Origin of the sequence: Lentzea sp. HUAS TT2 (assembly GCF_051853195.1) — a bacterium.
Lineage (GTDB): Bacteria > Actinomycetota > Actinomycetes > Mycobacteriales > Pseudonocardiaceae > Lentzea.
This window is the reverse complement of the sequence record NZ_CP196667.1, coordinates 8,075,057-8,094,382: the sequence shown is the minus strand read 5'-3', so window position 1 is coordinate 8,094,382 and position 19,326 is coordinate 8,075,057. Positions and strand designations below refer to the sequence as shown.

General features: G+C 67.4%; 14 protein-coding genes and 1 pseudogene. 12 read left to right on the top strand and 3 right to left on the bottom strand.

Features of this window, described 5'->3' with window-relative positions:
* The first annotated feature begins 22 nt into the window (after positions 1 to 22).
* Together ACSHWB_RS38605 and ACSHWB_RS38600 are read left to right on the top strand one after the other, a co-directional pair.
* Complete coding sequence (locus ACSHWB_RS38605; protein ID WP_439658259.1) at positions 23 to 1,015, top strand: asparagine synthetase A; 993 nt, start codon at positions 23 to 25, stop codon at positions 1,013 to 1,015.
* A complete protein-coding gene (locus tag ACSHWB_RS38600) occupies positions 1,012 to 2,274 on the top strand; it encodes a glutamate synthase-related protein (protein ID WP_319973823.1) in 1,263 nt (420 codons plus the stop codon). The genes ACSHWB_RS38605 and ACSHWB_RS38600 overlap by 4 nt, the downstream gene beginning before the upstream one ends.
* Positions 2,275 to 2,347: 73 nt before the next feature.
* On the opposite strand, the gene ACSHWB_RS38595 is transcribed toward ACSHWB_RS38600, so the two are convergent.
* Both ACSHWB_RS38595 and ACSHWB_RS38590 read right to left on the bottom strand, forming a co-directional pair.
* Complete coding sequence (locus tag ACSHWB_RS38595; RefSeq protein ID WP_319973822.1) at positions 2,348 to 2,608, bottom strand: hypothetical protein; 261 nt, start codon at positions 2,606 to 2,608, stop codon at positions 2,348 to 2,350.
* Between the two features lie 181 nt (positions 2,609 to 2,789).
* Positions 2,790 to 3,923, bottom strand: coding sequence for a helix-turn-helix domain-containing protein (locus ACSHWB_RS38590; protein ID WP_439658258.1), 1,134 nt, complete (start codon positions 3,921 to 3,923; stop codon positions 2,790 to 2,792).
* A 251-nt stretch (positions 3,924 to 4,174) separates the two neighbouring features.
* Between ACSHWB_RS38590 and ACSHWB_RS38585 the strand changes: the two genes are divergently transcribed.
* Positions 4,175 to 4,312, top strand: a complete 138-nt coding sequence (locus ACSHWB_RS38585; RefSeq protein ID WP_319973820.1) for a hypothetical protein — start codon at positions 4,175 to 4,177, stop codon at positions 4,310 to 4,312.
* Positions 4,313 to 4,818: 506 nt separating this feature from the next.
* Here ACSHWB_RS38585 and ACSHWB_RS38580 read toward each other — a convergent pair.
* A complete protein-coding gene (locus ACSHWB_RS38580) occupies positions 4,819 to 5,373 on the bottom strand; it encodes a hypothetical protein (RefSeq protein ID WP_439658257.1) in 555 nt (184 codons plus the stop codon).
* Here ACSHWB_RS38580 and ACSHWB_RS38575 point away from each other — a divergent pair.
* The 9 genes and pseudogenes from ACSHWB_RS38575 (at position 5,357) to ACSHWB_RS38535 (ending at position 19,323) form a co-directional block, all read left to right on the top strand.
* The gene (locus tag ACSHWB_RS38575; RefSeq protein WP_439658256.1) at positions 5,357 to 5,758 is read left to right on the top strand and encodes a hypothetical protein; all 402 of its coding nucleotides are present in this window, start codon (positions 5,357 to 5,359) and stop codon (positions 5,756 to 5,758) included. The genes ACSHWB_RS38580 and ACSHWB_RS38575 overlap by 17 nt on opposite strands.
* Before the next feature lie 127 nt (positions 5,759 to 5,885).
* Positions 5,886 to 6,110, top strand: coding sequence for a hypothetical protein (locus tag ACSHWB_RS38570; protein WP_439658255.1), 225 nt, complete (start codon positions 5,886 to 5,888; stop codon positions 6,108 to 6,110).
* A gap of 1,106 nt (positions 6,111 to 7,216) precedes the next feature.
* A complete protein-coding gene (locus ACSHWB_RS38565) occupies positions 7,217 to 7,339 on the top strand; it encodes a hypothetical protein (protein ID WP_439658254.1) in 123 nt (40 codons plus the stop codon).
* Between the two features lie 63 nt (positions 7,340 to 7,402).
* Positions 7,403 to 9,538 (top strand): ATP-binding protein, encoded by a 2,136-nt coding sequence (locus ACSHWB_RS38560; protein WP_439658253.1) that lies wholly within the window; start codon positions 7,403 to 7,405, stop codon positions 9,536 to 9,538.
* Between the two features lie 265 nt (positions 9,539 to 9,803).
* The gene (locus ACSHWB_RS38555; RefSeq protein WP_439658252.1) at positions 9,804 to 10,553 is read left to right on the top strand and encodes an integrase core domain-containing protein; all 750 of its coding nucleotides are present in this window, start codon (positions 9,804 to 9,806) and stop codon (positions 10,551 to 10,553) included.
* Between the two features lie 188 nt (positions 10,554 to 10,741).
* Positions 10,742 to 11,443 (top strand): ATP-binding protein, encoded by a 702-nt coding sequence (locus ACSHWB_RS38550; protein ID WP_439658251.1) that lies wholly within the window; start codon positions 10,742 to 10,744, stop codon positions 11,441 to 11,443.
* A 514-nt stretch (positions 11,444 to 11,957) separates the two neighbouring features.
* Positions 11,958 to 14,300, top strand: coding sequence for a hypothetical protein (locus ACSHWB_RS38545; protein WP_439658250.1), 2,343 nt, complete (start codon positions 11,958 to 11,960; stop codon positions 14,298 to 14,300).
* A gap of 236 nt (positions 14,301 to 14,536) precedes the next feature.
* Positions 14,537 to 17,992 carry a hypothetical protein gene (locus ACSHWB_RS38540; RefSeq protein WP_439658249.1) on the top strand — a complete coding sequence of 1,152 codons (3,456 nt, stop codon included), beginning with the start codon at positions 14,537 to 14,539 and terminating at the stop codon, positions 17,990 to 17,992.
* A gap of 556 nt (positions 17,993 to 18,548) precedes the next feature.
* Positions 18,549 to 19,323 (top strand): annotated as a pseudogene (locus ACSHWB_RS38535) (SDR family NAD(P)-dependent oxidoreductase).
* The last annotated feature ends 3 nt before the right edge of the window (positions 19,324 to 19,326 follow it).

The following is a 19,326-nucleotide window of genomic DNA, read 5'->3' as shown; positions in this document are numbered from 1 at the left end:
CCGTCCCCAAGGAGTGACCACGATGGAGACCACCACCCCGGCGCCGGCGGACCCGCGCGCCCATCTGACCTCACCGGCCACCCGCGCGGTGCTGCGCGTGCAGCACCGCGTGCTCGACGCCGTGCGCGAACACCTGGGCGGGCAGGGTTTCACCGAGATGCTTCCCCCGGTCATCGGCCCGGTCACCGACCCCGGCGCGCGCGGGGCCAAGCAGGTCGACGTCGACTACTACGGCCACCGCTACAAACTGATGACCAGCGCGATCCTCTACAAGCAGGCGTCGCTGACTGCCTTCGACCGCATCTTCTGCATCGCCCCCAACGTGCGTCTGGAGCCGCTCGAGACCAGCTCGACCAGCAGGCACCTCGCCGAGTTCCACCAGATCGACGTCGAGGTCGCCGGCGCCTCTCGCGACGACGCCACGCGGGTGGCCGAGAACCTCGTCGTGCACGTCGTGCGCCGGGTCGTCGAGCGCTGCGCCGCCGAGCTGGAAGTCCTGGGCCGCGACCCGGACGCCTTCGCGGACCTGCTGTCCGGCCGCGCCTTCGAGCGACGCACCCACGCCGCCGCGGTCGCCGACCTGCACGACACGGGGCACGCCCAGAACCCCGACGCCGAGATCGACTGGGTCGGGGAGGCGGTCCTGTCGTCCAAGGCCAGCAGGCCGTTCTTCCTCACCGACTACCCCAAGGGCTCCCGCGGCTTCTACGACCGCGAGAACCCGGCCGACCCCGGCCACCTGCTCAACTTCGACCTGCTGGCCCCCGAGGGCTTCGGCGAGCTGTGCAGCGGCAGCGAACGCGAACACGAGTACGCCGCCATCATCGCCAGGATGCGCGAAACCGGCGAGAACCCGGCCAAGTACGCCTGGTACCTGAAGATGGTGCGCGAGGGCGTCCCGTCCAGCGCGGGCTTCGGCATCGGCCTGGAGCGGCTGGTCCGCTACCTGTGCGGGCTGGACGCGGTCTGGCAGGCGAGCGCCTTCCCGAAGATCCCCGGCGTGGTGTCCCCGTGACCGCGCTGCGCGCGGACACCTTCCCGGAACAGGCCGTCCGGGAGCGGGCCCGCACCGGTGCGGCGGCGGCGTTCCCCCCGCTAACCGACTACGGCCGCGCCCTGCTGGGCGAGCCGGAGGGCTCTTCGCCGGGCGACGCCCTCGACGCCGTTCGCCTGGTGCCGCCGGTGTTCATGCCGCGGCGCCTGGAGAAGCTCATCGATCTGGCCCGCGAACCGTTGCACGGCGACGTCGACCTGGAGACCACCGTCGGCGGTTTCGCCGCACGGCTACCGCTGTACCTGTCCGCCTTCGGGTCGACCCGTGCCGTGGGCACCGACCTGGGCCGTGCCGCCGCCGCCCAGGCGGGAGCCCTCGGCATACCGATGGTCGTCGGCGAGAACGTCGTCCCGGTCGACGGCTACACCGGCGAACGGTCCCTGCTGGCCAGGATCTCCGCCTACGCCGGCCACGTCCCGGACGGGGTGGGCGGCGTCGTGGTGCAGCAGAGCACGGAGGACGCCGACGCCGAGGTCTGGAACCGCGTCTACAGCGACCCGGCGACGCGTTCCCTGCTGGAGTCGGGACGGCTGGGCTTCGAGCTCAAGGTCGGTCAGGGCGCGAAACCCGGGATCGGCGGCCTGACCGTCGTCGATCGCGCCCAGGCGGACCGGCTGGCCGACCAGTTCGCCCTGGAAACGCTGATCGACCCCGCGGGGGACCGGGTGCTGCGCTGCGCCAGCCCTGGGACGTTCACCGAGGAGATCCTCCGGCAGCAGGTCCGCCTGATGCGCAACAACTATCCGCGTGCGCGGGTGTGGGTGAAGCTTCCGCCGGGACGCGACGTCGCCGCGGCGGCGGACGTGGCGTGGCAGGCGGGCGCGGACGCGGTCACCGTGGACGGTGCCGAGGGTGGCAGCGGTTGGGCCCCCACGGCGTCGCTGGCGGGCGTCGGCCTCCCACTCGCAGAATGCCTGCGCCGCATCGGTTCCCCGCGTGGCTGTCTCCTGGTGTCGGGCCGGGTCTGGGAGGGGCTGCGCGCCGTGAAGTGCCTGGCGGCCGGGGCCACCGCCACGGGCCTCGGCCGGGCGGCCCTGCTGGCGGTCGACGAGAACCCCGCTTCGGGCCTGACCCGCCTGGTGGAGGCGATGATCCTGGAACTGCGTCTCCTCATCAGCGCACTGGGCAAGTACGACCCGGCCGCTTTGTCCACTGAGGACCTGTGGTCCCCGGACGGCTGGTCGGTCCCCGCCGGCAGACCGTTGGTGGCGCAGGGATAGCTGACGTCCTCTGTGTCCTGGGAACACCACGTGCCCGCACCGATGTCCGGTGCGGGCACGTGGTGTTCCTGGCTCAGTCGAGCCCCGCGGCGGCACGAAGGCCGCACAGGTGGACCGGGTCGGCGCGCAGGCGGACGGCCAGGTCCGGGAGTGGTCCCGGTGGCCGGTGCCCGCCGGCTGCCGCGTCGGCGACGGCCAGTGCGGTGGCCAGGCACTCCGCGCGGGCGTCGGAGGTGGGGGCGATCAGGCAGACCAGGCCGCCCAGGTGGTTGTACCCCAGCGTCCGCAGGGCCCACGCCGCCGCCCGGCGGGCGTGCGGGGTGGGTGGCCACACGCTGAGGACCTCCGGGCCGGAGGGAACGAAAAAGGCGTGCACAGGGGATGCCGTTGCGACGCCTATCGGACCGTTGTCGGTCATGTGGGCCATGGTCACGCTCCCGTGCTCGGCGCCGAAGACCAGTCCACCACGAGGAAGGCGGCGTCCTCGGCAGTCGCGGAGGCAGACCGGGGGCGTGTCAGGGCGTCGGCGGCGTGGCCGCCAGCACCGAGCGGATCAGAGGGGAGACGGTGAAGCTGCGGCCGGTCTCGGTCTCGACGGGCCGCACCAGGCCGCGTTGGAGGAGATCGCGCAGCAGGCGGCCGGTGTCGGCCGACGGGCCGAAGCGCGGCGGGAGGTTCTCCAGGATCCGGCGGTAGGGCTCGGCGGCGCCGGCCAGGGCGCGCAACAGGGTGTCGTCGAGCAGGCAGGTCGGGTCGGTCGCGGCCAGTTCCGGCAACGGGTAGACCGACAGCCACGAACCGACGGCGGCGAGCGCCGCGGGCAGTCCGTCGAGGGCACGGCACAGGCGATCGACGTCCACCGGGTCCGCCGCGCCACCGTGGTCGGCGAGCAACAGCCGGGCACTGTCGGCGGGCTCCAGGCCCGAGAGGAGGAACACCCGTTCCCCGGCGAGTCCGAGCGGCGCCGGCGCGGTGATCAGCACCCGCACCCCGGGGCAGTCGGCGAGCAGGCGCAGCACGCTGTCCCCGCAGACCGGCCCGTCGACCCCGTCGAGAACCACCAGCGCGGACCGAGCGCCGACCACCTCGGCGAGGTCGTCGTCCACCCGTCCACCCGTGCGCACAGTCGTAGACCACGCCGTCACCAACTCGGCCAGGCGCGGGTCCCGCAGCGGCGTGCCGTCCGGCCCCGCCCACAGCACCGGCATCCTGGCGTGCACCACCCCGGCCACCGCCGCCGCGAACCGCGTCTTCCCCACGCCGGGCAACCCCACGACGGTAGCGAGCCGACACCCGTCAGCCAGCTCAGCCGCCAGCGCACCGGTCTCGAGGTCACGCCCCACCTGCGCGGCCAACGAGGTGGGCGGCACGGCGGCGGCCGAGTCGACCTCGGCGCGCCGGTCAGGGTCAGCGGCCACCTCCAGGTCGTGCCGAGCCCGGCTGCCCAGCCGCAACCCTTCGGCGATCAACCGCACGGTGTCCGGCCGTGGCCGCAACGCCCGCCCCTGCTCCAGATCCCGGATGGCCCGCACGCTCACCGTCGACAGATCGGCCAGCTCCCGCTGCGTCAACCCGACCCGGCTGCGGTGCCTGCGCAACAGCCGGGCGAAGGGCGGAAGTCCGGGGTCCAAGGCGGGCGGAATGGCCATCTCGGCATCCTCTTTCACAGGGGTGATTTTGTTGTGCCAATCGTCTGCACCCCCGCTATCACGCTGACATCCCCGCGTATATCCCGACTGTAAAACACCGGCGCAATCCCACATCTTCCCAGTTCAGGGCCTGCCTGATGTCACCATTGTCACGGTGATAGCGCTGGGATAAACCACGTGATAGCTCCGAGATTATCGAGCCTCATAACGTTTGCCTCATCGCCGGAGAAAGCAACTTAGGAGAGCCCCAAATGACCCGCACCGTCATCGCCAAAATCGCCGCCGCCACCCTCGTCCTCGCGGCCCTGACCACCCTCGGCGCCACGACCGCCCACGCTGTCACCGACACGACCCCCACCACGGTGGCCGGCAGCAACCCCTGGGAGTGAGCTCGCCACCACCGGTTGCTCAATCCCGGTGGACTCGGGCTGTCCCCAAGGCATGGAGCCGTAGACCCCTGCGGTCAACGCCGACGAGGCCCGGCCGTTGCGCGCTGGTGGGGAGACGATCGCATGCAGGACCCTTCGGACTCGATGGAGATCGCCGAGCCCGAGGAGAGTGGTCGGACAGATACCGCCGACTCGCCCCGTTGAGGATGACTCGACGTCGACGCTCCTGGTGGAGGTGCTCCCAGGGGTGGCTGTTGTCGCCGGTGAGGTCCCGCCGGACCTGAAGCCCGACCTGATCGACTTCGGGATCGTGCCGGCCGCCGACCGCAACAGATCTCAGCGATCCTCGCCTCGATCGGGAACACGGCGACCGTGGCCGGCACCTCGGAAACGCGTTCGCCAGCGTCCAGGGGCTCTACAGGCTCGGCCACACCACACAGGCCCTGCTGAGGAGCGGCGCGACGCTCGCCGTCAAGGACGGCGCGAACCTCGGAACTGTTATGAGTTCAGGCCGCATCGTGCACCAGGCACGCTTGGTCCCAGTGACTGCGGCGAGCAAGGCGTCGATCGCGGCCTCGGTCGGTCCGGCACTGGCCATGGTCGCGTTGCAGATGATGCTGAACGAGGTCTCGGGCCTCGTCAGGACCAACCTCGCGGTGACGAACCAGGTCCTCACCACCGTCCGCAAGGATCAGTGGGCCGAACTGACGGGACTCGTCGCCGTCGTCGATCGCGCGGTCGACCAGGCCAGAGAGATCGAGTCGGTCCCAGCGTCGTTGTGGGACAACATTGCGGGCAGCGGAGCGCTGCTGCAGAAGCAACTCGAGCTCTACCAGGGAAACGTCCGCGCTCACGTCAAGCAGATCGGCCGGACCGACGCACGCGCCCACCGCGAGTACCTGCAGACCAACGCCGAGGTCATCGCCTTCGACGTTCGCGCCCTGCTGTCCTCCCTCAACGCGTGGACGGGGTATCACGCGCTTCGCGCCGCAAGGGGCGAGAACCGCCGGACGCGAAGACGCCGCCGAGGCGCAGTACGCCGAGGTGATCGCCCGCGACACCCGCGTGGAGTTCGACTCGACCCTCGCCGAGATGACAAGCCTCGTAGACGCACTGGTCCGCGAACTCCGGCTCACAGTCGAACTCCGCGACCCCGACGCATGGCCGCTGTCGGGCAAGCGCAAGGACGTGAAGGCGGCCCGCGAAACCTCTGCCCGGCTCCTGGAAGTCATCGAGCCTCCAGCCGACGCTCTCCACCCGCCGATCCCACCGCTCGACGCCCCCGACGTCATCTGCGGACCCAAATCGCTGGACTCAGAGCTGTACCTTCGCGTCCTGCGCTGGCTCTTCGAAGACGGCAAGGCCCTCCGCACCCTCGGCTTCCCCGAACAGCTGGACGGCGTATCTGTACTCGTTGATGAGCCCGCCGAGGATCCGGGTGCGTAGCAGCTTGCGGGTCTTGAAGCCATGCACGGTGGCCGGTTGCTCTTGAGCTTCGGATGGTAGCTGGCTGCGGGCCTGATGCAGTCGGTGCATGTTGTAGTGGATTTCGTAGGCGGCAAGGACTCGACGCGTGGGCTTCTCCGGTGATGAGGATGTGGTCGAGCACCTCGCGCAGGATGGTGCTGATGACGCGTTCGCAGTGGGTGTTCGTCCGGGGTGCTTGCGGCGCGCTCTTGATCACGCGCATCTTGCCGGTTTCGAAGCGGTGTCGAATGCTTCGCCGTATTTGCTGTCGTGGTCGCGCAGTAGAAAGCGCATTGAGGCTTTCCGCGTAACTGATGGTGACGTTGTGTAGCAGCGGCTGGTGCCGAACTGCTGGACCGCACGCTGATCTGGAACCATACCCACCTACGGCACGTGCTGCGCGAGTACGAGCGGCACAACAACGAGCACCGAACCCACCGGTCACTCGCTGCCGCAGCACCCCTGCGAGATCCACCCCAGCATCTTCAACCCGGCCAGATCGAACATCTCAACGTAGAGCGGCAGGACCGTCTCGGCGGAGTCATCCATGAGTATCGCCATGCCGCTTAACCTGCGCGGATGTAGTTTTCGGCACGCACAAGGCCTGCCTACCGGTGTCGGCACGGCTTCAACAGCGCGTCGACTCGGCCTCCGGACGCACCGGCCAATACCTACGTTCGCGAGGACGTCGTGCTTCAAGCGCTCCCGAGGCTGATCGCTGAGCGCGGGCGCAATCCGGAGTCCGATCTGGCAGCACAACTCCACGATCTACAGCTAGCAATTACATGCGTAGGGTCTGATCTGGAATTAAGGCCATGGCTGACCAGTCGAAATCCCGCGCGAGCTCTACCTGCAACAAAAGCGGCGTTAGCGCTGGATTGGGGATCGGGGGCACCGGAAGTGCCCATATAAAGCAATTACCCCACAGGGAAAATCGCTCCCGTGGGGTAATTCCGTGTCCGAGGGAGGACTTGAGTTCCCATACGTAGCAAGCTTGCGCAGTTCGTGTGTTCATGTGCTATTGGATAGCTCGAACTCAGTATAGAGGGCCAGTCGACACTAATCAATCTTTCGGGCCGATCTGTATCGACTGGAGCAAGAACTTTCGCGGCGACCTCTTCAACCGCCCGCTTATCTGGAATCAGGCCCATCTGCGCTAGGCGCTGGGTGAGTACGAGCGGTACTACAGCGAGCACCGAGCCCGCCGATCGCTCGCTGACGCGGCATCCCTGCGGAGCCGGCCTCAGCCTGGCGAACCCGCTCAGATCGAACGCCGCATCAAAGATCGACATGATCTTCTCGACTGAGTCATCCACGAGTATCGCATGTGCCTTGACCAGCATGGATGTAGTTTTCGGCACGCACAACGTGCTCGGCGGCTTGATCAACGAGTACGAACCTGCAGCCGCTTGATCCGCAGGTCAGGCTCTTTGAGTCATGTTTGGTACCCCACAGGGCGACGCGGGTGGGCCGCTCCTGACGGGCTGGCTCGCCGCGGTCGCCTCACTCTCGGCCGACCTGCTCGGGCTGGCCGTGGTCATCGCCCTCGCGGCCTGGTGAGCACCAGACCGGCGCACCCGGCTGGCGGGTGGTTCCGCGAAAGACGTGCGGGACAATGGTGCGATGGACGACGGGCCACCGCGAGGCCATCGCGAAGGCAACGCGCACAACGAGGCGTCCGGCACTGTGAGCGGATCGGTCGTGCAGGCCCGCGTCGTCCACGGTGACATCAACCTGATCGATCGGGGAACGTCACGGGTCATTCCGTCCCAGCTGCCCGCACACCCGTCCGCGTTCGTCGGTCGCGATGAAGAATTGAAATGGCTGGACGAGCACATGACCGCGCGGCCGGACGCGGTCACGATCGCGGCTGTCAGCGGAGCCGCCGGCATCGGCAAGACCGCGCTTGCGCTTAGCTGGGCGCACCTCGCCCAGCACCGCTTCCCCGACGGCCAGCTCTACGTCGACCTGCGCGGGTTCGGTTCCCAGGAGCCGATGACCTGCTCGCAGGCGCTGTACAGCTTCCTCACCTCGCTGGGCGTCGCTCCCGAGGCCGTGCCGACCGGTCTGGACGCGAAAGCGGGCCTGTACCGCAGCCTGCTGCACGAACGCCGCCTGCTGGTCGTGCTGGACAACGCCCGGGACACCGAGCACGTGCGGCCGCTGCTGCCGGGCAGTTCCAGCTGCGTCGCACTCGTCACCAGCAGGAACCGGTTGGACAGTCTCGGCGCACGGGAAGGCGCTCATTCACTGTCGCTCGGACTGCTCAACCGCGCCGACGCCGTCGCGCTGCTGGAACGACGCGCCGGCCGAGAACGTGTCGCGGAAGAGCCCGAGAACGCCATAGTGCTCGTCGGCAGGTGCGCTCGCCTGCCGCTGGCGTTGAGCATCGCGGCCGCGCGGGTCGCCAACCGGCCGGGCGCACGGCTCGCCGAGCTGGTCGAGGAGCTCGAGGACGAGAACGGGCGCCTGGACGCGCTCGACCTAGGCGACACCGACCTGGATCTGCGCGCGGTGTTCTCGTGGTCGTACCGAGCAATGCCTTCCGCCGACCAGACCGCGTTCCGGCTGCTCGGCCTGTTCGTCGGCCCCGACATCGGCGATCTGGCCGCCGCGAGCCTCTTCGGGGTGTCACTGCCCGAATGCCGCAGGCGGCTCGGCCGGCTCGCCGCCGCGCATCTCGTCGAAGAGCGTGTGCCTCATCGGTTCCGCATGCACGATCTGCTGCGCATGTACGCCGCCGAGCTGGCCGACGCCGACGACCACGCGAGCCGCACCGCGGCCGTGAGCCGGATGCTCGACCACTACCTGCATTCCAGCTGGACGGCCGAACGGTGTCTGTACGCCTATCGCGACTCGGTCGACCTGCCACCACCGGCGCCCGGTGTCGTGGTCGCGACGGCGGCGACCTATCAGGAAGCCCTCGGCTGGTTCACCGTGGAGCACGCCGTGCTGCTGGCGGCGGTCGGTCAGGCGCGAGCGCAAGGGTTCCGCCGCCACGCGTGGCTGCTGCCGTGGAGCCTGGTGACGTACTTCGAACGACGCGGCCACTGGCAGGACGAGATCCGCGTGCTGATCGCCGCGCTGTCGTCGGCGGCCGAACACAACGATCAACAGGCACAGAGCAGAACACTGCGCTACCTCGGGCGGGGACTCACGCTGGTCGGCGACCACCAAGAGGCTGAAGAGCACTACAGCCGTGCTCTGCACATCTCCGAGTCACTGGGCGATGTCGACCACCAGGCCAGGACGCACCGCGGCATGAGCATGCTGTACCAGAGCACCAGGAGATACGAGGAAGCGCTGACCCACGGCGAGGTCGCGACCAAGCAGTTCCGGCAGGCGGGCAACAAGAACGGTGAAGCCAGGGCGCTGCACACCCTCGCCAGGTGCCAGGCCGAACTCGGCAGGTACGAGGACGCGCTCGAACACAGCAGCGAGGCGATCCGGCTGTTCCGCCAACTGTCCTTTCCGGATCCTCAGGGCGAGGCAAGCGCGGTGGACAGCTACGCGTTCGCCCTGCACCGCCTCGGCCGCCACCAGGAAGCGATCACCCACTACGAGCACGCGCTCGTGCTGTGGCGGCAGCTCGGTAACCGGTTCTACGAGGCAGGCACCCTCACCCGTCTCGGCGGCGCGCACCGCAGCGCAGGCGACGCGGTGTGCACCGAGCAGGTGTGGATGCTGGCACTGGAGATCTACGAGCAGCTCAACCACCCTGACGCCGAACTCGTGCGTGCCGCTCTCACGGCTTGGTGATCCGCTCGGCGGGGTCGCCGTCGCCGTAGTTCAGGTGCTTGATCGACCACGTGGTCTGGTCACCAAGACGCGGTCGGCCAGGAGGACGTCGGCCTGCTGTTCGTCTGCTACCAGGACGCCGCCGTCCATCAGTTGCACGCAGCCTCGCTGACTCGGCAGGCTCTGCTGCGATGTGGCCTGTGGCACCATGCATGCTGCGGGCCATGTAGATGATCTTCTCGGTCTCGCTGGCGGCGTTGGTCGACCGCGGGTCGATGAGACCGTCGTGGCGTTGATCGAGCGTATGGCGCGGGAGAACGCCGGCTGGGGTTACCGCCGTATCCAAGGTGAGCTGCTCAAGCTTGGTCACCGGACGGCCGCGTCGACTGTTCGTCGTGTGCTGAAGCGGCTTCGGATTCCGCCTTCGCCGACTCGAGACTCCGACACGTCGTGGCGGCGGTTTCTGCGTGCTCATGCGGAGACCATGCTGGCGTGCGACTTCTTCCATGTCGACTGCGCGGTCACTTTGAAGCGGGTGTACGTGTTCTTCGTGATGGAGGTCGGCACCCGCTACGTCCATATCCTTGGCACCACCACCAACCCTGACGGACGCTGGACAACCCAGCAGGCTCGCAACCTCTCTATGAGCCTCGGCGATCGGGCCAGCGACTTTCGATTCATGGTCCGAGACAGAGCTGGCCAGTTCACAGCATCGTTCGATTCCGTTCTCGCTGACGCCGACATCGACGTCGTGAAGATCCCACCGCGATGTCCGCGGGCGAACTGCTACGCCGAACGGTTTGTCGGCACTGTCAGACGAGAACTCACCGACCGGCTGCTCATCATCAACGAGCGTCACCTCAACTCAGTGTTGAACCGCTATGTCTCCCACTACAACCAGCGGCGACCACACCGGGCACTACACCACTCTCCACCACGACCCGATCGCCCGACCGGAGATCCAGACTGTAGATCCGTACGTCGTCGGCGAGTGCTTGGTGGCTTGATCAACGAGTATGAACCTGCAGCAGCGTGATCCCGCAGGTCAGGCACGTTGAGCCATGTTTTGGCACCCCACAGGCTGCCAACCACTTCGCACGCGGATCCTCGGTGGGGTGATCAACGAGTACAGGTACGCCGCTTGAGCTGCAGCGATGAATTTTCGAGCGGCACACGATCTGGCCAAGCAGCTGGATCAGTGCGCGGGACCTCTCCAGCTCAGGCATGGAGACCGAAGCGCTCGAAGGCATGATCGGAGACAAGGACCTCGCCGAGATCGAGCTCACCTTGTCGAATTTGGACAGTGAGATCAACTCGCGGCAACAGTGCAAGGACCAAGCGACGCCGCTTCTGGTCACCCGCAATGCTGAGCGGCACGCCTACGATACCAAGGCACCGGTGGCCGTCGAGGCGGCTCAGGACGCCGCGGAACGCCGTGCCGCAGCGGAGGGGTTCGCAGAGGAGTATCTGCGCGTGCACGAGGCAGAACACCTGCTCCGCGGGGAGATGGAGCGCTACCGCGCCGAGCATCAGGACTCTGTGTTGCACCACGCCGAGATGTTGTTCGCCACCCTGCCGATGCAGGAGTCCCCGCGTCTTGAGGCCACCTACGACGACAGTGACATCCCTGTTCTGCTCGCGCACCCGTTCCACGGCTCGCCACGCCGCGTCGACCAGCTGTACCTGGCCCTGCGCCTCGCCACCCTGAAGGGCTACACCACACGCCACCGTGGCATGCCGCTGATGCTCAACGACATCGTCATGACCTTCGACGACCGTCGAACGCCGGTCGGTCTGGAGGTCCTCGCCGAACTCGCGGATGAACTCCAGGTCGTGGTGTTCACCCACAACCACGCAGTGGCCGAGATCGCCTCCCGCTCGTCCGCCATCCGGGCGACCGTGCACGAACTACTGCCCGCCGCGTGAGGCCGGTCAGTCCGACATCAAGATCATTCCGACATTCCAGGTCGTGGCGAAAATTCCAGGGTGCAACGAATTTATTCTCCTGCTCATCAAACACGTCTCCGCGAGTGCCAGCTCCAACGTTGTAAGAACTTCGCGAGAGTTGCTTGGTCAATCCGTCTCAGGGTGTCGACCGGAGAAGGACCTCGCAGGGGAGGGGACTCTTTGGGCGGGAGTGGCGGTGCTGTGGTGCGAGGTGCAGACACTGGCTGGAACTCATCTTGCTATCTGAAACAGTTATGGCGCTGCGGCATCAGGATGAACGAAACAAGTCGAGGTAACGTCCGGTTGGCGGCTTTCGATCGTCTGAACAGACCCCGATGAGGAGCGGGGTCGCAATTGCCCCGCTATCGGTGGGCACGGTGACCCCAATGTCGCGGGCAATGCTGCCATTCCTGCGCTTGGGCGTGCAGCTGGAGTGATTTCAATGAATCGAAGACGTGGATCGTCCCCGTTGCTGTTGCGGACTTTCCTTGCTGTGGTCGTGGTTGCGTCGAGCGTCGTGATCCCTTCGGCGGCCCAGGCGGAGCCGAGTGCCCAACAGCCCGCGACGTCGTCCATCGACCTGCAAAACCCACAGCAGGGCGTCGCGGACCCGGTCGCGGCGATGCGACCGCTGGTCAGGGACTGCAAGGTCGGGCAGATCGATGTGAACACCGCGGCCCCGCGCGAGATCGAACGCGCGCTGCATCTGGCGGGACCGGTGGCCGCGGCCGTGGTGAGCGGCCGACCTTGGCACCGGACGGTCGACCTGATCTCGGTTCCGGGTATCGGCCCGTCCAAGGAGACGTTGCTGGTGGAGCGGGCGTGCGCGACACCGACCGAGCTGCCGCCAGCCACGCCTCTGGCATGCGTGACGGGCAGCGATGCGGTGGACTTGCAGTCCGCGGCGCTGGAGCAGATCGCGTCGCGCACCGGCCTCGGCCGGCCTGCGATCGAACGGCTGATCGCCGCGCGTCCACTTCCGCAGAACCTGGAGCAGATCGTCGCTCCGCGAGTGCCCGGTGTGTCGCGACCCGCGGTGAAGCGGCTCGTGGACGACCGAGCGGTGTGCGTGACCCCCGCGCCGTTCCGCTTCGCCGGTACGAGTTGGCGCTGGGCATCCGGACGGCACGGCGCTGTGGTCTCCGCTGAGGACCCGAAGTACGCCCTCTTCGTGCCACCGGGGCGCGTGGCCGGGGACACCGGAGCATGGGCAACGGTGAAGCCACTGCCGGGTGAGCTCGGTGTGTTGCCGAGCGCCGATTTCCACATCCACGGGCTGTGGACTCCCGAAGTCGCGGTACGTGTGCCCGCGCCGCCCCATTCCGAAGGCATCGACGATGTCGTTGTGGCGCACGACCGCGGCGACGGGGGCATGTCGGCTTCCTTCAACCAGGGCACTGCGGAGTCGATGACGCCGGAGGGACGCGTGGTGACCGCGCCCGCGTCGTCCCTGAGCACCTTCACGACCTACCTTCCCGGCGGTTGCGGCGATCCGGGCCGCACCGGCCTCTTCGCCTGTTCCGATTCCGCCGCTCGCGATACCTCGGACCGCGCGCTGTCCGTGCAGTGGGCTACCGCCATGGCGCGCACGTTGGCGCTCGCGGCCACCAACTGTGATGTGCGGAATGTGCGGGCGCGGACGGCCGGGTTCACGACGAGCGGGCTTGACTGCGTCGCGGACATGAGCGGCGAGACAGGGGAGTGGACCTTTGAGAACAAGAGCAGCGTGCTGTTGTCGTCGGGCGTCGTGTTTCCGGCTGTCCCCAAGGGAGGCACGTTTGACCGCTCCGCCGTCCGCGGCGACCTGGGCGTGCTCAGCAATTGGCTCGCGGACAGCGCGATCGAGCAGGGTTTCCTGCCGCCGAACGGCAAATTGACCGTGCGCAAGGCGGTCGGCAGTGGCGACACTGTGCTGGACGCTGCCGCCGCGATCGGCTGGTCTTCTGGCTGGGTGAGTGCTCAGCAGGTCGTCTCCGTCGTCGACGAGGCACTTGATCTTCTCCCGCTCGATGATCTCGACCGAGCCCGCAAGCTGTACGTGGCGTGTTCGGCGGAGCTGGGCCTGCTGGCCGGGGCCGACTTCGCCGGCGCGCTCCTCGAGTGCCTTTCGGAACCGCTCGTCGACCTTCTCGAGCGGGCCGCGGAACGGTATGCGGGAGACGATCTGCGCAAGTCCAAGCTGGCGAGTGCTGCAAGGCTGGTCGCGAGGTTCCTGGGCAAGGCGTTCATCGCGGTCGACCTGGCCCTGTCCGCTGCTGGCGTTTGGCAGAGCCAGGGCCGGACTGTGCAGATGCGGACGTTGTCGCCGCCGCCTCCGCCGCCGGCAGCAGGACGTTTCGACGGCCCGTCCGGTGATCACACCTACATCGCCAGGATCAGCGACGGACGCACCTACCTCGTGGAAACGGTCAATGGCGGCCGACCGAGCAGGGCGATCCACATAGGTACCAACGGCCTGTTCAACTGTCTCGCGATGAGCCGGTACGTGGTGGACGACGTCCAGCCTTCGCAGGAAGGCGACAGGTTCGTGTTGATCCTTCCCGGCGGTACGACGCCGGTGATCGATCTGGAGCTGACGTGTGACCCGGCCGGTTCGGCTTGGTCGTACACCGGCGTGCGGCACGGCGGGAACGTGCCCGACAAGGTCATCCTCAAAATGCCCGATTGGTTGGGCACCGGCTCGTGGTTCATCGACGGTGACGGCAAGATCTCGTCCATTGAGGACGGTGGCACGTACCTGTGTCTCGCGCGTACGCACCCGGTGATCTACAACGTGCCGTTCGATCGCATTGGCGCGTGGCCTGACGTTGCGGACCACCCAGCTACATGTTCATGAGCTGAACGGAACGACCACCTGGAGCCGCCGCGGGGCTACTGCCCAACGGGATCGACCGGTATCGAGAGACAGCCGGTCGAGCCCGTTGGGCCGAACCTATGGGCCGCTACGCCGCAGCGTAGTCGAGGAACCGTGCAGGGCTAGCGCTTTCGCCGTACTGCGGCGATAGCCGATGGCGCTGGTCCACCTGAGGGATTCCCGATTCGCCCCGTCACGTTGCCCACCAAGCTCGCGATATGGCGGACACGGTTCGGGTACGAGAGAAGGCGATCGCGATGCCGCGGTTCCATGTCGTTGTCAGCGCCGTGCTCTATGTGACGGCACTCGTCCTGGCGTCCGCGATGCCTTCGGCCGCAGCTTCGTCCGCCGTCGTTTCCGGCATCGTCACCTCCCAGAGCGGTGTCCCCGTACCGGACGTATCGGTGACCGCTCTCGATCCAGGTACGACGTCCGTTCGAAGTGGTCCCGCGTTCACGGGATCCGATGGCCGGTTCACACTCGCCGCCGACACCGGCGTCTTCGACTTCCGATTCGAGCCACCTGTGGACAACGGACTAACCCCGGTCGTCCAACGCGACGTGCAGGTCCTCGGTGATCTCACGATCAACGTGCAGCTCGTAGCCGCTCCCACCACGCCCGAGACGCACAGGTTCAGCGGTGTGGTCACCACGCACGAGGGTCTTGCGGTGCAGAACCTCCGGGTTTCGCTGGGTGGCATCAGGTCGAATGCCAATGTGGGCGTGCCCGGCGGGTTCGGCGTCGACGTCCCGGTCGGCAGCTACCAGAACCTGTCCGCGACCTCGGGCTTGTTCGCGCTGATGGTCGCCGGGGTACCGGCTTATCCCTACGGCGCGGTGATCTCGGCAGGACCGAACGCACCAGTGTTCGACCTCACCGCACAGGACGTCACGCGCAACCTCCGGATGCCGCCGACCACCACCCTCGACGTGACCGTGCTCGACACGACGGGCAACCCGGTCGGCGGAAAGCCGGTTGGCGCGACAGGAGCGTCCTCGCCAGGAACGAGCTTCGCCTTCGTGGTCGACGCCCCACCGGCCTACCGCCTCGACAGCACTGGATCCGAGGCGACCACGCAGGCGAATGGGCTCGCCCGGTTGCAGGCGTTCACTGGGGTCACCTATCCCGCCGGCAGCATCTGCGTCCGCGCCGTCCCCGGTTTCGTCGACACCTACTGCAACACGTCAGTGGTCACCACGGACAACGGCCCTGTGTCGGTGACGCTGACCCAGCCCACGCCGCCGAGCCACACGTTCTCTGGAACCGTGCGCACCGCGACCGGTGCACCCGTTCCCAACATCGTCGTGTCGGCAGGCTCCGGGTCGGCCATCACGCCCGCCGACGGCCGGTTCGCAATCACCAGGTCACCGGCGGAGTACGGGCTCACCGTGCGAGGTGGCAGCCGCGGCACCGGTCCGCTGAAGGTTCCAGGGCTGCCCGAGTTCTTCACGTTCTCGGGCCCGTCCGACGCGATCGATCTGACGACCAGCGACCTAGTCGCCGATGTGAACCTGCCGCCGACCGTCACAGTCACCGTGCAGGTGACCGGCGCGACCGGCGCACCTGCGGCGAACATCCCGATCGACTTCACCGGCACACTCACAGACCACCCGCTGCTCGGCCTGGGGCACCAGGCGGTGCAGTCCGGTGAAACGAGCAGTCTGCGGACGGACTCGACCGGTACCGTGCGCTTCACTGTGTTCCGCGGCACCGAATTGGCCGCTGGCAACGGAATCTGCGCGAGATTCCCGGTGAGCCCGAGCCAGGTGTGCAACGGCCCCAAGATCACCGCATCCGGCGACACCAGCCTCACACTCACCCAGCAACCGCCGACACCCACCTACACGCTCTCCGGCACCGTGCGTGACGCAGCTGGTGTCGCAGTATCCAACGCGAACGTGGTCTACGGCGCATCCGTGCAAACCAACAGCGGCGGATTCTTCAGCATCACGAAGGACCCCGGCACCTACTCGCTCAGCGTCAACGGCGGCGGCGCGATGGGCCCCCTCGGCGTTCCCGATCTGCCTGGCTTCTTCCGGTTCCAGCACCCCGGAATCCCGCTGAGCGGGGACATGACCAAGGAGGTGCGTCTGCCTGCCACCACCAGCGCCACGGTGACCGTCAAGGACGTCCAGGGTGCCGGAATCCCTGGTGCGAGGATCACCATGCGTGGACGCTTCCCCGAGGGCTTCCCGCTCGTTCCCGGCGAACCGCTGACGTTCAGCGGTGAATCCACCGCCGAAGATCAGACCAATGCCCAGGGCACCTTCTCCACCACCACGTTCCGCGGCCTGACCTTCGCATCAGGTGAGATCTGTGTGACGCTCGCGACGTTCAACGAGTGCAACACCACTGCGGTCGACACCAACGCGGGTGCTCTCACCATCGTCTTCCAGCAACAGTCACCGGTACCCGCCATCGTCACCGGGTTGACCGCCGTGAGTCCGACCAATACCGCGCCGGCGCTCTCGTGGCGCGCGGCGACGAACGCGACGCACTACGTCGTGAACCGCGACGGCGTTTTTCTCGGCACCACTACAGAAACGGCATTTACCGACAGCACAGCGGCAGACGGCACGCACGCGTACACGGTCTCCGCAGCGAACAGCGCTGGCACCGGACCTGTCTCGGCCGCGACCACTGTCGTGCTCGACCGAGTCACACCGGTCGTCACCGCCACGCCAGACCGACAGGCTGTCGCCGACTGGTACAACGCCCCCGTCACCATCACCTGGTCGAGCACGGATCCGATGCCTTCGTCAGGTCCGCCTTCCATTCCCGCGGCGACCCTGGTGCAGTTGGAAGGCCGCGATCAACTTGTGTCCTCTCCAGAGTCGTGCGACCCGGCGGCGAACTGCGCCCCCGGCGAACACCGCGTCTCGATCGACCGCACACCGCCGGCGGTGTCCACGCTGATGTGGAGCACGAACCCGGTAGCGATCAGCGCTGGATCGACGCTCACGGCTGCCGTCACCGACACGCTGTCCGGAGTGGACAGAGGCGAGTACTTCCTTGGCGCCGATCCTGGCGTGGGCAACGCCATCCCGGTACCGCACGCGGGCGGCGTTCTGACCACGGCACTCGGTGCCACGCTGCCCGCCGGAGTGCACGACATCGGCGTGCGCGTCCGAGACGTGGCCGGCAACTGGAGCGCGGCGACCACGACCATGCTCGTTGTCGTCGACCCCACGGGTTCGGGTGTCACGGGCAAGAACAAGAAAGATCTGGTGCCCAGCCTCGCCGCGGGCGACGTCTTGCCCGGCCTGAGTCAGCGGAACCAGACCGACAGCGCCGACTACGGCTTCACCGTCGACTACCGCAACGGCACTCTCGACCCCCGCAACGACTTCCACCTCACCTACGCGACAGGAGCGCGGTGCTCGACCCCCAATCCCGTCAACTGCCACCGCCTCACCGTGACTGCGAACTCCTTCGAGTGGCTCGTGATCGACCAGGACAACGACTCCCGCGCCACCTTCAAGGGCGCCGCCTCAGTGACAGTCGACGGTGCCACCACCACGAACCTCTTCACGGTCGAAGCCATCGACGGTGACCGGCTCAGCCCGGCTGCAGAAGACCACCTAGTCGTCACGATCTACGCGACCGGAGGCAACGCAATCCTGTACCGAGCGTCCGGTTCACTCAGCGACAAGAACTCCGTGCGCGTCCGCTGAGGAGCGAGTGCCCGCCGTTCGCCGGACCGCCTCTCGTGATCAGCAGCGGGCAGCGCCCTGGAACACGTCGTTGACTCACGCGAGCCCGTTCCTCTCGGCGCCTGAAAGGACTGGTCGAGCTCCGTCGAGTCGTTGCCGGAAGCGGGAGACCAGACGTGCCAACATGTGACGTCGAGCGGCCGCAAGTCCGAGTGTGCCCACGTGTACGGCGCCAGATGAGTTCGGGGCGTGGTCGGCGGTGAAGGTTCGGAGCCGGTCAGCGCGGTCTCGACGAGAGGCACGGTGTGCAGGTCGGGTCTACTGCCGAAGCTGGAAACGGGACGAGCATCACCTGACGTCAGTGCTGAACCGCTACGTGTCCCACTACAACCACCGACGGCCACACAGGGCGCGGGGCCAGACTCCGCCGCTAGCCGATCACTTCATCGCACGGCCAGGTTGTAGATCCGTACGTCGTCGGCGCGTCCCCGGTGGGCTGATCAAGTAGTACGAACCTGCAGCAGCAACCTGACATGCAGTGAGAACATTGGCCTAGTTTTGGCGCCCCACAGGAGGTATGACCGGGATGGAACGACGGGTCGCATTGGTCACCGGCGGAGCGTCCGGCATCGGCGCAGCGACGTGCGTGGCGCTGCACGAGGACGGGTTCGACGTCGCGGTGCTGGACCGCGACGGGCGCGGCGCCGAAATCATTGCGAAGCGTTGTGGCAAAGCGTTGGCCCTGACCGTGGACATCCGCGACGAGCGGGCCGTGCACCAGGCCGTCGCGGACGTGATCGCGTGGCGTGGGCGGCTCGACGTTGTGGTCAACGCCGACGGGGTGCTGCACCGGACCGGTTTGACCTACACCGACGCCGAGACCTGGGTGAAGGTGCTCGACCTCAACCTCACCGGCGCTTTGCGGGTGTGCCAGGCCACGAAACCCCATTTACTCGACGGTGCGGAGGACGGGACCAAAAGGATCATCAACATCGGCTCGTGCGCGGGGGGAGACCGGCTACGCCTATCCCGCCTACACCGCCTCGCAAGGCGAACTCGTCGCATCGACCCGTCAACTCGCTGCGGAACTTGCACCGCACCGGATCACGGTCAACGTCGTCAACCCTGGGTTCATCCGCACCCCGATCAAGGACGCCTTCACCGATCCCGCGCAGGCGCGCCGCGTCGCCGAGCGCATCCCGCTGGAGCGTATGGGGCGTTCCGAGGAGGTGGCCGCGGCCGTTCGTTTCCTCGCCACACCCACGGCCGGGTACATCACCGCCGGGACGATCCGAGTCGACGGCAGCCAGACCGCGATCGGATCCCCGAAAAAGATCGAGGGTGTGGACTGAGAG